Source organism: Enterobacter cloacae complex sp. I2, from assembly GCF_014896205.1.
GTDB lineage: Bacteria > Pseudomonadota > Gammaproteobacteria > Enterobacterales > Enterobacteriaceae > Enterobacter > Enterobacter quasihormaechei.
This window is the reverse complement of record NZ_JADBRA010000002.1, coordinates 24,091-39,752: the sequence shown is the minus strand read 5'-3', so window position 1 is coordinate 39,752 and position 15,662 is coordinate 24,091. Positions and strand designations below refer to the sequence as shown.

The following is a 15,662-nucleotide window of genomic DNA, read 5'->3' as shown; positions in this document are numbered from 1 at the left end:
AGTCATCCTTAAAAGCGTAAAGTCGCATCAAACGAGACGGAGAGATTGCTTTCGCGTTTGCCGTCGTAAGGGCGTTTATCCCAGTTCAGCATCACCCCGGTATCCACGACGTTATTCCACTGAATGCGTTGCCCGTAACCCAGCAGGGTAATGGCGCCAGATGACTGATTTTTCTGCCAGTATCTGCCGCCGCCGGCGACAATCTGCTGGCTCCAGAGGGTGTCGTAGTGGCGGTACATCTCATGGTCAACGGACAGGGCGGCCGTGACGGACAGATCCCGTGTCGGGTTGTAATAAAGCGTATCCCGCAGGCTGTTTTTACTGGCGGCGATCCCCGGTTCGAGATCCAGCGTCAGGGACGGGGTCTGCCAGAGGCGCTCTTTCCCCGTGAGGACATATTCCTGACGGCGGTTATGGTCTGAGAAGCGGCTGACGGCGGCGCTAAGCTGATACTCCCGGCGCTCGTTTTGATACCAGCGCACTCCGCCTTCGCCACGGTTCGCGCTTATGCCATTGCGTAGCGCCCGTAAGGGCGTGGTGCGGGACAACCGTTCGAGGCTACCGCTGATCTGCCAGCTGTCACTGAGGCTGTAAGTCGTTGAGAGCCGGGCACCCGGCTTGTTTTCACCGTGATAGCGGTTGCTGGAAATCTCGGCTTCGAGCGTCAGGTCGCGTGGCCGCCACTCAACGCCGCCCAACAGGTGGCGGCTGATGCCTTTGCCTTCGTCAAAATTGCCCTGTGCATAGCGGGCGCCGGCAAACAGCCGCCAGTTATCCGCCACGGGCGGGCCATAGAGCGTGGCGTCCCAGCTCATGTCGTGGGTACCGCTGACGGGGTTATCTGAGTGCAATCCTTTACCCGCGTTCAGACGCAGTTCAGACATATGGTGGACCGCTCTGAGCCGGTCCAGGCGGCGGGCGCTGCGATCGGTGGGTGCGCGAGACAGCACGTCCTCAGCCAGTAAATCCATCTGTCGCCACTCCTGAAGGTCCATTGCGACGTAAGCCTGCTGTTTTTCAAGCTCCAGATTCGACGGTTCAAGCGCCTCTGCTTGCTTAAGCTTTTGCTCGGCCGCGCGCGGCAGGCCCCGCGCCTGAAGCAGGGCGGCATAATCAATCTGTAACCCCTGATTGCCCGGTGCCGTTGACGCCAGACGATGCGCCAGCTTTTCGGCCTCCGGCAGGGCGTTGGTCGCCAGCAAATAGTTAAAGTTGAGTGACTGCCCGGTAAGCCACCGATCGTTTGGCTGGGCGGTGGGGGACCCGAAATCGTAGCGGGTCCAGGGAACGCTGCGGGTCTCGCGCTCAACGTAGCGGCGGGCGGCCTGATACTGCCCCGTATCCAGCCAGGCGTAGAAAAGCGCATGTTCCTCGTCCTGCGGATCGGAGGTGTATTGTGGATAGCGTTGCACAAGCGAGAAGGCGGCGATGGCGTTTTTCTCCTGCAAATATGCAGAGATCACCCAGCCGATGGCCCACTCCGGCACCGGATGCTGTGCGGCTGTCAGCGCCTGATATTCGCTAATGACCTGCCGGTAATCACCCTGCGCATACAGCGCACCAAGCCGATCGATACGGGCAAGGACGATGTCTTCAGCCGCCTGCGGGTCGTTTTGCCAGCGGGAAAGCAGGACCTGGTAACGATCTAATGCGCTTTGTGCCAGCCGCAGGCGCTCTCTCTCCGTTCTGCCCGGCACATCCGCCAGGCGTACCCGTTCAGCCGCGGCGTTACGCTCAAGGCGGCGGCGCTCCGCAGGAGAGAGCGCCGTGTTTTGTGACAGCCAGAGTGCAGGCGTGCTTACCCGGTTATCCGTTAGCGCATCGATCGTCTCGCGAAGAAGGGCCTCATTCCCTGGCGCGGCGCTTAGCGCGCGCATGTCCGCCAGCAGCCGATCCCTGTTTTTTCCCTGGCGCATCCAGACATAGGAGAGCGTCTCAAGGTGCGCGGAAGAAGGCTCTTTTTTTACCAGTTGTCGGGCTTCCGATAGCGCGAGACGATCCATGCGGGCATCGGCCAGGGTCTTCACATAGCCGATGCGGTAATCGTCGTTATCCGGCGCAAGGCTGCGCGCCTCTTTCCACAGCGATAGGGCAGATGGCCAGGCCTTTTGGTTTCTCCTGGATTGCGCGACAGCAGCGATGGCGCGAGCGGGCAGCGGCATATAGATGCCATAACGCTGCCAGACCTGGATAACCTCATCATCGCGCCCTGCCCAGGAGGCAACCTGTAACCAGTCCGCAACCTGTTCGGGCGTTAAAGCATGTTGTTGCTCATAGCGCTGTAGATAATCAAGAAACTGAGCGTAATTACCGTTACGTGCCTGTTGAATCTGATGCGCATAAGCGGATTCATCAGCCTGAACCAGAACAGGAAAGAGTAAAGGCAGGAGTAATAATATTGTGGTGCGATAAAAGAATAACGTAGTGAAGCGAAGCGATCTTTCCATATCTATTTGCCATTTGTTTATCATGAATCCATTGCATAACACGGCCGCCTTTTAACTCAGCGTTAAAGGCCATAAAGGAGAACATTAAATCTGAATGGTGCTACGTTACGGGATACTTACTTAAAGGTAATTATGAGCCCTCATCTCGGTGATTCAGTTGGGGGTAATGTACACCCGATGTGTTGGGGGATAAATAAGTTGAAAAGCGGGTTGAGTGTTTTGAGATAATTCTGGAAGATGACGGTTTTTTAGATAATTTAATTCGCGGCGTTTGTTTTTAACTTATTGATAATATTGATTTTTTATTCGTTTGTTTTTCTTTTTGTTATATTCGAAATGAAGTTCTGCTCAGTTAATTAAAGTACTTTCCGGTGCGTGTTTGGGAAGTTTCATGACAAAAATTCTTAATGTTCAGGGAAGTGACTTTTCTGAAATTCTTTTTTATTTATAATTAACGTCAGCCATTGAGTGATAGTCTACGAAAAGTCTAGCTCACCAATGTGCATATTGAGGGATGATCAAAGCCAGAAAACATTTGCCGTTAATGTAAAGCGCTATAAGCGAAAGCGTTCTTCTTTCTTAAGAGGCGGGCTTGCTTTAATCTAAAAGGGATGGTTAGTGGCGACTTCAATTGTGTTAGTGACTCAGGATTGTTTCCTTGTCAGGGGGATGCGGCTATTTTTCCCGGATATAATTTGCCTCAGTTCGATTGACAGAAACATATTTGATACCGGTGCAGATGAATATACTGTACTGATTGATAGCCGTACGCCGCTCCGTTTATATGATTACCTGATACGCCATCCGGCCAGAACGAGAAAAACGATCTGCTGCGTTATGCTGGATATGCACCCTCGAGAGGAGGACCTTCTCAGTATGAAGCTGTTTATGAACACGTCGCTTACGGCCCCGGATATGGCGTCGTTATTCAATCTGGTGCTCGATATGAAAGGCAGGCGTCTGACAACCAAATGGCTGCTTAACTTACGCCTGAGTCGACACGAAGCGGTAATGATCCGGTTGCTGAAGGCAGGGAGGTCAATGGAAGAGATTGCAGATAAGCTAAATATGTCGGTCAAAAGCCTCTATCGCAAGCGAACGGTGCTGTCGGAGCGGTTAGGGGCGGGGAACTTCAACGAGGCGTGTTTGTTCATCTTCAAAAACAAACTGCTGGACGCGGTTGGGAACGATCCCTAGCTTAGTCAGAAGCCAAAAGCACAAACCCGCCACGAGGGCGGGTTCTTTTAATGGACATAATTCAGAACGACCAGCGCAGATTGGCGTTAACCGAGTTGACGCGGGTATCCGCACCATATTGTCCCTGATAACCCACATCCAGCGTCGCAGCACGCGACAGCTGTACGCTCACGCCGATATCACCCACCATTACGTCCTCATCGACGGCCTGTCCCTGAGTAATGAACGCGTCGCTGCCCGCAAACGCCATGCGCGAAGAGGGATTCTTATCGCCATAAGCGTGCTGCCAGCCCAGCGAACCGTAGAGGTTAACGTTTTTCGGCAGCTCGGTAACACCGCGTACCCCGAGTGTGGAATAGAAGGTGTTCATCGTTTCGTTACGTACGCTCAGCGCAGCGGCACCGCCGTCTTCCCTGAAGCTGTCGGTATGCAGCCGGATGTACGATAAATTGACGAACGGCTCAATATTCATATCAGGCTGGCCGAAACGGTAACCCGCTTCGGTGAACGCCAGCAGCGAGTTGGCGTCGTAATCCGACTTCAGCCGATCCGAGAAGCCGCTGAAATCAACATTGCGCTCGCCTTCGATCTTGTGCCAGGTATAACCCAGCGCGCCGCGAAGGGAGAACGCATCCTGTTGACCCGCCGCATACAGGCCAAGATGGTAGTTGTCGGTATCCGCTGAGGAACGACGGCTGTCGACGTCGTAATCACCCCGGCTGTAGCCGAAATAGCCACCGACACGCACGTTATGATCCGCCAGCTTGCGATCTGCCCCCAGCAGGAAGCCGGTGGTGTTGCCGTCAAGCTTGCCCACATTGCCGTCGCCGCTGTTTTTACTCCAGGAGCTGAAGGTCTGGCCCCAGACGCCATTATTTTGCGGCTCCGGCTGCTGCACCAGCGACATTGCTAACGGTGGTATCGGCAGGCTGTCGTTATCAAACGCGCGCTGCATACGCTGGTTTAACACGTTGAAAACCTGCGTGCTGCTGGCGATCAGGTTGGACTGCATTGACGGATAAACTTCGCCAGACAGCTGGTTGAACGCCTCGCGCGCTTCCGGTGCGCTGAGCAGCAGCAGCGAGTTATACAGCGCCAGCGACGGGCCGCTTTGCGTCAGCGTGGAGAGCGCGCCGGCGGTATTCCACTGGTTGCTGCTTTTGGCCACGGTCTGGAAAATCCCCGGCTTGCCGCTGCCCGGGTTTTCACCGCCAGGGTTTTCCCCTCCAGGATTCTCACCTCCCGGATTTTCGCCTCCGGGGTTTTCTCCTCCCGGATTCTCACCTCCCGGGTTTTCGCCTCCAGGATTTTCGCCGCCAGGATTTTCGCCGCCGGTCTCTTTCTGCGCGATGGTCAGATCCACGGCGTTGGTGCCTTGCTTGAGCGCCACGTCCAGGAAGGCAGATTTGGAAATCGCGCCGGCGAACTCACCGTCAATCCCTCCCTCGGAGGTTAAAATGCGGTAGCTTTGGCCCGTTTTATAGCTGGTTTGCGGGTCCAGCGCGGTGACCTGTACCTTAGCCTGATCGCTGATGGTGGTTTTGCCCGATACCAGCAGTTGGTCGCTGCTGCCATCTCCCGCGATATCTACGTCATAGAAGGATTCGCCGATAAAGTTCAGATAGCGTTTCAGCGTCAACCTGCCGATAGTGCCGTCGCCGGGCGAGATATGCCCGCCGGACAAGATCTCGGTCTGGCCCAGCGTGCCGTTGCCGCCCAGCGTGCCGCCGGCCTTGATTGACGCGGCGCTGCTGTAACCCGCCCCGTTGCTGACGTCTGAACCCGCCGTCGCGTTGAGGATCAGCGTGCCGCCGTTCTCCGCGCTAAGCGTCTGAATATCAAAAATATCGTCTTCTGGCTGGGTGTTAATATTGCTGGCAATGATGACTTTACCGCCCCGCGCGGTTACGTTCGCCTTGAGTCCGGAAAGATCGCCGTTCAGGGTCGTCTGCCCGGAGGTGTTGATCACCTCACCTTCGCCGCTCATCTTGTTGCTAAAGATGTAATTTGCGTCGGTATGGTTGAAGTAGACATAGCTGCCGAACAGTCCGCCGCGCAGGCTGATTGCCGTCTTCGCATCGAGGCTACCTGCGCCGCCCGCCGTGCCAAGCGTTGGCTCAGTTAAACCCGTGCCGATGTCCATATTGCCGCGGCTGCCGATGATGAGCGCTCCCCGGTTCGAGCCGGAACCCGATGTCCCCACGATCAGCGCATTGCTGCCTGCGGAAAATGAACCGCCGTCAATCACCGACAGCACGCCATTGCCATAATCGCCCACGCTCACGCTGCTGCCGCTGGTAAAGCGCGAGTCTTTGCCCGCAATAACCAGCTCAGCCGTTTTACCTGCCCCGGAGACGCCCGCCACCTGCACGCCGCCCACGTTAACCGCACCGCCGTTCAGCACGTCCAGGTCGCCATAAAGCGTCAACGTACGGCCAACGTTCCACTGTGAGCCGCTCCCCGTGACGGTGGCTTTCGGGCTTAGCGTGTCGGTTTCACCCGGCCCGATACCGTTGCCGATGCGCGCATCGTAGGCGGTGCTGAGCGCCGCGCCGTCCTCAATCGCCAGCGTGGAGCGTGCGCCCAGATCGGTGCCTACGCTAAGAAAATTACTGGTCACACGAGAGCCGGCACCCGTGGCGATAAGGTGGCTGTCGTAGCCGCGGGTGGTGCCGACAACGATCTCCTTTGCGCTCGCCAGTGCGCCTTCTTCGACCCGCAGGGTACCGAGACCAAGATTCAGGTCGCCGCGCAGGACGTACCGATCGTTCACCGCGTTAAGCTCAGCGTTTGGCCCGCGGACCGTGACCACGCTTTCATAAATTTGGCCGTCGAACAGCCGACCGATATTGATGTTATAGGCGGTGATTTTGCCGTTATCGATCAGCAGGTTTCCGCGTTGGTTACGTCCAACATAAACATCTCCGGTGTAACCCAGCGTTTCGGTAATACGCGAGTCGCCATCAAAAATAGCATCGGCCGCACGCGCGACATCGACAGGTAAAAGCAGTAGCAGCGGTGCGGAAAAAAGAGCGAGGTAAAGTCTGGAAAGCGGCGTCTTAACCGCTAAAGAATGCGATGTAGAGTTATTCACGGGCTATCTCCGTACTCATTAGCGTGATGTCAGGAAAATCGTTTTTATATGACAACTCAGATACGTCGAATAATGTAAAAGGCGTTATTTATGTACGCCTTTTGATGTGGCGTTAATTATTTATGTGTGACAACAGGTGTACAGGTTGGCGCGCTCAGCGTCGGTGCGGATCCTAAAATTCCCGGCATCATCATTGATGAACAATCAAAAATGCGCCCTTTTTCCGTCGTAGCGCGATAAGTCAGTTTTTGTCCTCCCAGTGCGTCCGGCTGGGCGCCGTTAACGTTGGTCACGGTTATTTCATCTGATGAGCCCAGCCCCAGCATTTTAGCGGTCTCTGCCTGTAGAAGTGGAATAGCCTGATCGGTTTTCAACGTGGAACAACCCGCCAGCATCAACGTAACGGTTATAACGATTAGTGGCTTTTTCATAAATTATCCTTGATATCCAATCAGTTAATTTTACTGATTGTATTTATGTTTTCTTTTACCCAAACCAGCGAATAATATATTTCTCTTTCCTAATCGAAAAAACCCTCCTAAAGTAGGGTAGGTAGAGAATAATTCATCCGTACTCTAAGATATGCGAAGGTAAAAGGAGGATCCTTTGGGACAGAATTATGCGTTAGTCGTTGATGACCATCCATTGGTAGCAAGCGGCATCGCCAATTTTCTGATTACACATTGCCAATTTAAGCAGGCGTATGTGGTGACGAATGAGGATGATTGCTACCGTCAAATTAGGGACCATGGCCCGCCACGTTTGCTGGTAATCGATTTTTGGCTCTCGTCCGGTACGGCCTTGAAATTACTCAAAGAAGCAAAAGAACTTTACCCCCAGGTTCGACTCCTGGTGGTCAGCGGGGATGACAATAATGATATCTGGCGGAAAGTTCATGCCGCCGGGGGGCACGGATTTGTATTGAAAAGCGAGCCGCCAGAAATGTTCTCACGGGCCGTTTTTGCCCTCACTGATAATCAGACCTGGTTTCCTGAGGGTAACGAAATTTCCGATAAGTCGAATAATGAGCGGTTAAGTAAATTTAACTTAACGCCGCGACAAATTGACGTATTAAATATGATTATGCGCGGTCTGCCAAATAAACGCATCGCCGCCCAGCTTTCAATTTCTGAACCCACGGTCAAAGAACACATCAGCAATATTTTGAAAAAGATAGGCGTTAACAGTCGGGTCGAAGCCATCACGCTTCTGCATGGCAAACAGGAACCGTCGGAATGAGGTTTTTCCAGAGCTTACAAAACGAGGGTATCTCTGCTCCGGCGCAGATCCGTTTGCTAAACAACACGTTTCTGCGGCTGGTATTCAGCTTTAGCGCGGTGCCCTTTGTTGGTATTCCTTTCGCCATCTGGATTTATATGCTTGGGGACAAACTCGGCCCAACGATTATCTGGATAATCATTTATCTGTTATGTGCCGTGGCGATACGAATATTGCACCGACGCTATCAGCGCGAAGCGAAAGAATACGATGAAAGGGAGGTCCTGCGACGCTGGCTTCCGCGTATTAATAATATTGCCTTTATTCACGGGCTGGGCATTTCATCACTCTATTTAATTACGCCACAGACGCAGAACTTTGACTTTTTCCTGTTACTGAATATCAGCATCGCCGCTATCGTCGCCGCCAATGCGACGCATCTGACGCCGGTCATCAGCACCTTTACGCGCTTTTTCTTCGCCTCCTGGGGGGTGCTGAACCTCGGTATTATCTGGCGGCTCGATGAGTTGATGTTCATCGTGCTCATGCTGAATCTGCTTTACGGCTTCGCGATTTACCGCCATGCGTTAACGTCACATGCGTTCTTTATTCAGCAAGCGCTGCTTGAGGAAAAAAGTTCGCGCCTGGCGGAACAGTTTCGTCAGGCCAAAGAGGACGCGGAGCAGGCGCTGCTGGACAAAAACCAGTTTCTGACAACCGCCAGCCACGATCTGCGCCAGCCCGTTCACGCTATGGGCTTTCTGATCGAAGCCATCCTCCACCGAAACCGGGACGACAGCCTGACGCCGCAGCTTCTTGACCTACAGCAGAGCGTTCGCTCGGTACATTTGATGCTCAATTCTCTGCTCGATCTCAGCAAAATAGAATCCGGGAACGTACTTTCTGCCCCTGGCAAAGTGGATATCGGCGCTCTGCTCGACTCGGTCATCACGCTGTTTCGCGAAGAAGCCAACAGCCGCGCGCTTAGGCTGGGCACCCGGCGACCTAAACGCCGCATCTACGTGATGGGCGATCCGCTGCTGGTGCGACAGTCCCTGATTAACCTGATTCAAAATGCCCTTCGCTACACGCTCCAGGGCGGCGTGCTGGTCGCCATCCGACCGCGCGGTGACGAGTGTATGGTGGAAGTGTGGGACACGGGGGTCGGTATCGCCGATGATGAGAAAGGCAAAATCTTCTCACCTTACTACCGCCCCGAGCTGGCATGGAAGATCGATAGCGCCGGGCACGGGCTGGGGCTGGCCGTCGTTGCCCGTTGTGCCAAGCTGATGAAGGTGAAATACGGGATGCAATCCATTGAAGGTAAAGGCTCACGCTTCTGGATGCGCTTCACCCAATACGCTGGCGAAGAGATCGCGACGGACACCCCGGCCGCCGATAACAACGCTTCTGCGCCGGTTCGCTATGCGCCGCTTCGCGGTTCTTGCCTGGTTGTTGATGACGATCCGCTGGTGACGTCTGCCTGGGAGAGCCTGATGAGCGTCTGGGGAATCAACGTACGCTGTGCGGCCTCCGCTGAAGAAGCGTTTGCCATCATCGACGACGGCTTTACGCCGTTTGCCGTGCTGTGCGACCAGCGCCTGCGATCCGGCGAAAGCGGCTTTGACATCCTGAAAGCGCTTTTTGAACGCCTGCCGGATATGAGCGGCGCGATAGTCAGCGGCGAATTTAATTCACCGGTTCTGCTGGAGGCAGAGCAGGAAGGGTACCTGGTACTCCGCAAGCCTCTTGAGCCGGCTAAGCTGCATGCGCTGCTTACGCAGTGGTCAGGATGTCGTTAAGGGAATGCAGAAGGGTTGATTCTGGCGGGCTTAGAATGCAAAAACGGACCTCCGTGGAGGTCCGTTAATATGAATTTGGTGCCCGGACTCGGAATCGAACCAAGGACACGGGGATTTTCAATCCCCTGCTCTACCGACTGAGCTATCCGGGCAACGGGGCGCATTAAACCCGATCCGCCCTCCGACGTCAACGAAATTTATTGCTTTCGGTGCAGACTGCACACTCTCTCACCATTTCGCCGCAAACTTAAGCGAAAAAGTGCGTCCAGAGCGCGGAAAGCGGCATGGCGAGCAGCAGGGCAGGGAGCATGTTCACCACTGCAAACATTTTGATGCCACAGATGCGCAGCCCTGTCGCCAGCAGCAACAGGCCGCCGACGGCGGTAAAGTCTGCCATCATCGCGGGCGTCGTCAGCGGCAGGATCAGCGTGGCGCAGGTGGCCAGCGCCAGCTGAATCAGCAGCATTGGCACGCAAATCGCGGCGACGGCGATGCCGAGCGTAGTGGCAAAAATAGTGGCGGTGAAGAAATCCAGGAACGCTTTCGCAATCAATATGCTGGGATCGCCGGTCATTCCTTCCTGCATCGAACCGAAAATCCCCGTACCGCTGGCGCAGAACAGAATAACGATCGCAACGTAGTTTTGAATAAACGACTCGTGCGTGCCGTGCTTCGCCTTGCCCGGTCGGGCAATCAGGTTTTTAGCCTTACCTACCGCGCTATTTATGCCTCTTTCCAGATAGCAAAATTCGCCAATCAGCGCGCCGAGCAAGGTTGCCAGCACCATTACCGGCAGGTTGGCGCACTTCACCACTAAAAGGATACCAATTCCCAGCGACGCCAGGCCAAAAATGGAGGGCATGGAGACGCGAATACGCTCCGGCAACCGCTGGCTTAATACTGCCCCAAGTACACCGCCCAGCAGTACAGCTCCCGCATTGATAAAGGGTCCAATTACCACGTTTAACTCCTGTTATTTAAGCACTGGCATTGCATGATTATGGCACGTCCAGCCCTGATTATGGTTAGCTTCGGGAGGCGTAATGCATACTGATTCCTTCTTGCGCCTGAAAATAAAAGGTGACATGATTGCGCGAATTTTCTCCTCCCTGTCTCACCGTTCGGTGAGGGTATTTGCGCTTATGAAAACCATGAAAATTGCCGTCAGCCGTGAGCTGGTATCCAAAGTTTCTACGCACCGTGAAAAGGTGACGCTGGATAACACCGATTTCACCGATGTGGCGGCAGTCGTCATTACGGTAGTTGAAAGCTACAGCGGCATTCTCGCGTTGCTGAAGCGTACGGGCTTTCAGCTACCGGTGTTTATGTTCTCGCATGAGCCAGGAGAGGTGCCTGATGGCGTCACGGCGATTATCTCGGGTAGAGCGCAGGAGTTCCTGGAACTGGAATCCGCCGCCTGCCGGTATGAAGAGAACCTGCTGCCACCTTTTTTTGACACCCTGAGCCAGTATGTCGCAATGGGGAACAGCACCTTTGCCTGTCCTGGTCATCAGCACGGCGCGTTTTTCAAAAAACATCCCGCCGGGCGCCAGTTCTACGACTTCTTCGGTGAAAACGTGTTTCGCGCCGACATGTGCAACGCCGACGTGAAGCTCGGGGATTTGCTGATCCACGAGGGTTCTGCCAAGCACGCGCAAAAGTTCGCGGCGAAGGTGTTTAACGCGGATAAAACCTACTTCGTGCTGAACGGCACGTCGGCTGCCAATAAAGTGGTGACCAATGCGCTGCTGACCCGTGGCGATCTGGTGCTGTTCGATCGTAACAACCATAAATCCAACCATCACGGGGCGCTGATCCAGGCCGGGGCTACCCCTGTTTATCTTGAGGCCGCGCGTAATCCGTTTGGTTTTATCGGCGGAATCGATGAACACTGCTTTGATGACGCGTATCTGCGGGACCTGATCCGCGAGGCGGCGCCGGACAAGGCCGACGAGGCCCGCCCGTTCCGCCTGGCGATCATTCAGCTCGGTACCTACGACGGCACGATCTACAACGCCCGTCAGGTGATCGACAAGATCGGCCACCTGTGTGACTACATCCTTTTTGACTCCGCGTGGGTGGGCTACGAGCAGTTTATCCCGATGATGGCAGAAACGTCTCCGCTTCTGCTGGAGCTGAACGAGAACGATCCGGGAATTTTTGTGACCCAGTCGGTACACAAGCAGCAGGCCGGGTTCTCGCAAACGTCGCAGATCCATAAAAAGGATAACCATATTCGCGGCCAGTCGCGTTTCTGTCCGCACAAGCGTCTTAATAATGCGTTTATGCTGCACGCCTCTACCAGCCCGTTTTACCCGCTGTTTGCGGCGCTGGACGTAAACGCCAAAATCCACGAGGGCGAGAGCGGGCGCAGGCTGTGGGCGGAGTGCGTCGAGCTGGGTATTGAGGCGCGCAAGGCCATCATCGCCAACTGCCATATGATCAAGCCGTTTATCCCGCCAGTGGTGGCGGGGCGGCCTTGGCAGGATCACCCCACGCAGGTCATCGCCAGCGAGCGTCGCTTCTTTAGCTTCGAGCCGGGGGCAAAATGGCACGGTTTTGAAGGCTATGCTCGCGAGCAGTATTTCGTCGATCCGTGCAAGCTGCTGCTGACCACACCGGGCATTGATGCAGAAACAGGTCACTATACCGATTTCGGTATTCCGGCGACCATTCTCGCCCACTACCTGCGCGAAAACGGCATTGTACCGGAGAAGTGCGACCTCAACTCCATCCTGTTCCTGCTGACGCCAGCGGAGAGCGAGGAGAAGTTAATGCAGCTGGTGGCGATGCTGGGGCAGTTCGAACAGCATATTGAAGACGACACGCCGCTCGCGGACGTGCTGCCGACTATCTATCAGAAATACCCGGTGCGTTACCGCGACTACACGATCCGTCAGCTGTGCCAGGAGATGCACGATCTCTACGTCAGCTTTAACGTGAAGGATCTCCAGAAGGCGATGTTCCGCCAGGAGAGCCTGCCCGCCGTAGTGATGAACCCGCAGGATGCCAACCAGGAGTACATTCGCGGAAACGTGGAGCTGGTGCGTATTCGTGACGCTGAAGGGCGCATTGCCGCAGAAGGTGCGCTGCCATACCCGCCAGGCGTGCTGTGCATGGTGCCGGGCGAAGTCTGGGGCGGGGCGGTACAGCGCTACTTCCTGGCGCTGGAAGAGGGCATTAATATGCTGCCTGGCTTCTCGCCGGAGTTGCAGGGCGTGTACAGCGAGAAGGATGCGGACGGGATCAAGCGACTGTATGGGTTCGTATTGAATGTTTGAACGTAGGCCGGGTAAGCGTTAGCGCCACCCGGCGAGTTGCCCGGTGGCCAAGCTTACCCGGCCTGCAATACTGCGTCAGGCTTCTGCGCGGCGGTACATCCTTCTTGGATGCCCAATCTTCCCGTACAGCATCTCCACCGTCAGAAAACCCACCTCCACGCAGTGTTCCAGATAGCGTCGGGTGGTAGTTTTACTCAGGCCCGTCTCGCTCACCACCTCATCCACCGTAAAGCAGTGCGCCGCCTTGCTGTTGAACAGCGTTTGCACCCGCGCCAGCGTGTTCTCCTCTATCCCTTTACTGCCGTTGTCCAGACGATAGTTTTTCGCCTGTAGCTGATAGAGCGAATCCACGTTCTGCTGGTCAACAATCTTCCAGACGCGCTGCTGCTCGGCAAACTGCACAAAACGCTCCAGCGACTGGCTCAGGCGCTTCCAGGAAACCGGCTTGAGGATGTAGTCGAACGCGCCGTTACGAATGGCCTGGCTACAGGTGTCCATATCGCTGGCGGCGGTGATGAAAATCACCGAGCAGTTGGCGCGGGCGAGCATCGGGTTGCTGATAAGGGTGATGCCTTTGCCGTCCGGCAGGTAGTTATCCAGCAGCATCAGCTTCGGCTGTTTGCTCTCCAGCTGTTGCTGCGCGTCGGCCAGCGACGCGGCAATTCCCACCAGCCTCAGGCGCGGATGTTTACCGATAAGCTCCGCGTGCAGTTGCGCCAGTTCGTTCTCGTCTTCAACAATCAGTACGTCGATAAGTTCATGTTGCATAGTCGGTATCTTCCAGTTCCTGTGCGGGGTGCCGGGCCGTTCCCGTGGCGGGAATAAACAGTGAGAAAATGGCACCGCGTGGGGTGTTATCGGCAACTTCAATTGCGCCGCCAGCCTGCGTGACGTAGCTTTCAATCAGATAGAGGCCTATACCATGATCGCCGCGCGTTTTGGTGGTGATGCCGCGCTCAAAGATCCGGTCGCGGATCGCCGGTGTGATGCCGACGCCCTGGTCGGCGACTTCAATAATCAGTTCTTGCTCGTTCAGCTTTATCAGCACGTCTACCGGCGCATGCGGAAGCGGGGCGCGCTGGGTCGCTTCGATGGCGTTATCCAGCAAGTTCCCGATGATCGAGATAAGTTCCGATTCGAGCAGCGGCAGGAACGGCTTGTCCACCCGGCAGGCCGGATCGAAACTCAGCTCAACGCCTTTTTCACGGGCGCGGGCGGCTTTACCCAGCAGCAAACCGCACAGCGTCGGGGAGCTGAAGCGGGACGAGATAAAGTCCAGCAGCTCCTGAGCGTGTTCCGACTGCGCCTGTATGTAGCGGATCGCCTCGTCATAACGGCCCATATGCAGCAGGCCGGACAGCGTGGTCATACGGTTCAGCTGTTCGTGGCGCATGATGCGCAGGTTATCAACGTAGCGCTTCACCTGGCTAAGCTGGGCGCTGAGCGAGTCGATCTCGTTGCGATCGCGAAAGGTGATCACCCAGCCCTGCAACGCATCTTCCAGCATGATCCGCACCCGGCTGGCAATGACCGTGAGATCGTTAAAGCGACAGATCTCATCGTGGGTGTCTTTCGCAAGCATGGTCTGCGCGTTAAAGAACGGGACGGGTGCGATCACCTGGCTAATGTGTTGACCGCGCAGTTCGCGGGCGGGCTGACGTAAGCCTAATAATTTACGCGCCGCCTGATTGATCACTTCAATGCGCAGGTCGTCATCGATGGCAATCACCCCTTCATAAATGGATTCCATCATCGCCTTTTGCTGACGCACCAGCAGGCCGATTTCGCGTGGTTCCAGAGAGAATATCTGCTTCTTGATGCTGCGGGTGAAGAACCAGGAGAAAATAAACAGGGCGATAAGCAGTAGCACGGCGGCAATCAGGATATTGACCACCTTGTTGACGGTGATGGTGTCCAGATAGCTTGTGAGATAGCCCACCGAAACAATCCCCACCACCTGCCCGGCATCATTAAAAATAGGGGCTTTGCTGCGTAGCGAAATGCCTAACCCGCCCTTGCGGATGGTAATGGTGCTTTTGCCGTGTAATACCTCGTCGTTGTCCCCGCCAACCAGCGTTTTGCCCACCCGGTCAGCAAACACGGAGTGAAAAAGATGCAGCCCTTTATTGTCACCAATCACAATAAAACTGGCGTCGCTGTGGGCGGCTATTTTCTGCATAAAGTCATGGATGCTCTGGATATCCTTTTGTTCGACTTCTTTTCGCAGAGTGGGAATAAGCGCTATCTCTTCAGCCTGTATTTTTGCGCGCGCGCTCATTTCCTGATAAAGCTGCCTGCCGACGTCGACATAATAATATCCGCCCAGTAATGCGAACAGCACTGAGAAAAAGGCGACCAGCGAAATAAAGAGCTTGATCTGAAACGATACTTTCATAACTATCACGCAAGGTATCAACAGGTTGGCTGAATATATCATCTTTTAACGCCAGGATGCCCGCTTTGCCGAAAACTTGTGATCCCTTGCACAGCACGGCCTGTAAAAGATTTTTCCGAAAGTCTCATTCTCTGAATGCTAACTGAATAAATGTTATTTCTTTGTTCGGTTAGGAAAAGAAACCATAAAAACCACGGTAATAAATAAGGCATAAATCACATTAAATAA

Annotated in this window: 10 protein-coding genes and 1 tRNA gene; 4 read left to right on the top strand and 7 right to left on the bottom strand. The window is 54.9% G+C overall.

Going from position 1 to position 15,662, the window contains the following annotated elements; translation table 11 throughout:
• Positions 1–8: 8 nt before the first annotated feature.
• Positions 9–2,447: a poly-beta-1,6 N-acetyl-D-glucosamine export porin PgaA gene (gene pgaA / locus IM300_RS02355; RefSeq protein ID WP_193035144.1), complete on the bottom strand. Its 2,439-nt coding sequence runs from the start codon at positions 2,445–2,447 to the stop codon at positions 9–11.
• Between the two features lie 669 nt (positions 2,448–3,116).
• Between pgaA and IM300_RS02350 the strand changes: the two genes are divergently transcribed.
• A complete protein-coding gene (locus tag IM300_RS02350; protein WP_063451244.1) occupies positions 3,117–3,644 on the top strand; it encodes a LuxR C-terminal-related transcriptional regulator in 528 nt (175 codons plus the stop codon).
• Between the two features lie 61 nt (positions 3,645–3,705).
• Here IM300_RS02350 and IM300_RS02345 read toward each other — a convergent pair whose 3' ends face one another.
• Both IM300_RS02345 and IM300_RS02340 read right to left on the bottom strand, forming a co-directional pair.
• Positions 3,706–6,738 (bottom strand): autotransporter outer membrane beta-barrel domain-containing protein, encoded by a 3,033-nt coding sequence (locus tag IM300_RS02345; RefSeq protein ID WP_193035143.1) that lies wholly within the window; start codon positions 6,736–6,738, stop codon positions 3,706–3,708.
• A gap of 116 nt (positions 6,739–6,854) precedes the next feature.
• Positions 6,855–7,169: a lipoprotein gene (locus IM300_RS02340; RefSeq protein WP_063451200.1), complete on the bottom strand. Its 315-nt coding sequence runs from the start codon at positions 7,167–7,169 to the stop codon at positions 6,855–6,857.
• 175 nt (positions 7,170–7,344) lie between these two features.
• Here IM300_RS02340 and IM300_RS02335 point away from each other — a divergent pair, with 175 nt between their 5' ends.
• Both IM300_RS02335 and IM300_RS02330 read left to right on the top strand, forming a co-directional pair.
• Positions 7,345–7,977 carry a response regulator transcription factor gene (locus IM300_RS02335; protein WP_193035135.1) on the top strand — a complete coding sequence of 211 codons (633 nt, stop codon included), beginning with the start codon at positions 7,345–7,347 and terminating at the stop codon, positions 7,975–7,977.
• Entirely contained in the window at positions 7,974–9,758 is a 1,785-nt protein-coding gene (locus IM300_RS02330) for a hybrid sensor histidine kinase/response regulator (RefSeq protein WP_193035133.1), read from the top strand. The genes IM300_RS02335 and IM300_RS02330 overlap by 4 nt, the downstream gene beginning before the upstream one ends.
• A 76-nt stretch (positions 9,759–9,834) precedes the next feature.
• Here the strand turns inward: IM300_RS02330 and IM300_RS02325 are convergent.
• A tRNA-Phe gene (locus IM300_RS02325) sits at positions 9,835–9,910 on the bottom strand.
• 95 nt (positions 9,911–10,005) lie between these two features.
• Positions 10,006–10,719 (bottom strand): DUF554 domain-containing protein, encoded by a 714-nt coding sequence (locus IM300_RS02320; RefSeq protein WP_064909939.1) that lies wholly within the window; start codon positions 10,717–10,719, stop codon positions 10,006–10,008.
• A gap of 181 nt (positions 10,720–10,900) precedes the next feature.
• Between IM300_RS02320 and IM300_RS02315 the strand changes: the two genes are divergently transcribed.
• Positions 10,901–13,039, top strand: coding sequence for an ornithine decarboxylase (locus IM300_RS02315; RefSeq protein WP_193035132.1), 2,139 nt, complete (start codon positions 10,901–10,903; stop codon positions 13,037–13,039).
• Positions 13,040–13,114: 75 nt separating this feature from the next.
• Here the strand turns inward: IM300_RS02315 and IM300_RS02310 are convergent, their stop codons facing one another.
• Positions 13,115–13,807, bottom strand: a complete 693-nt coding sequence (locus IM300_RS02310; RefSeq protein ID WP_112791620.1) for a response regulator — start codon at positions 13,805–13,807, stop codon at positions 13,115–13,117.
• A complete protein-coding gene (locus IM300_RS02305) occupies positions 13,797–15,434 on the bottom strand; it encodes a sensor histidine kinase (RefSeq protein WP_193035130.1) in 1,638 nt (545 codons plus the stop codon). Before IM300_RS02305 ends, IM300_RS02310 begins: the two co-directional genes overlap by 11 nt.
• Positions 15,435–15,662: the final 228 nt, after the last annotated feature.

Coding starts and splice junctions, on each gene's coding strand:
- pgaA (WP_193035144.1), bottom strand. CDS start 2,447: ATGGAAAGATCGCTTCGCTTCACTACGTTATTCTTTTATCGCACCACA.
- IM300_RS02350 (WP_063451244.1), top strand. CDS start 3,117: ATGCGGCTATTTTTCCCGGATATAATTTGCCTCAGTTCGATTGACAGA.
- IM300_RS02340 (WP_063451200.1), bottom strand. CDS start 7,169: ATGAAAAAGCCACTAATCGTTATAACCGTTACGTTGATGCTGGCGGGT.
- IM300_RS02330 (WP_193035133.1), top strand. CDS start 7,974: ATGAGGTTTTTCCAGAGCTTACAAAACGAGGGTATCTCTGCTCCGGCG.
- IM300_RS02315 (WP_193035132.1), top strand. CDS start 10,901: ATGAAAACCATGAAAATTGCCGTCAGCCGTGAGCTGGTATCCAAAGTT.
- IM300_RS02310 (WP_112791620.1), bottom strand. CDS start 13,807: ATGCAACATGAACTTATCGACGTACTGATTGTTGAAGACGAGAACGAA.
- IM300_RS02305 (WP_193035130.1), bottom strand. CDS start 15,434: ATGAAAGTATCGTTTCAGATCAAGCTCTTTATTTCGCTGGTCGCCTTT.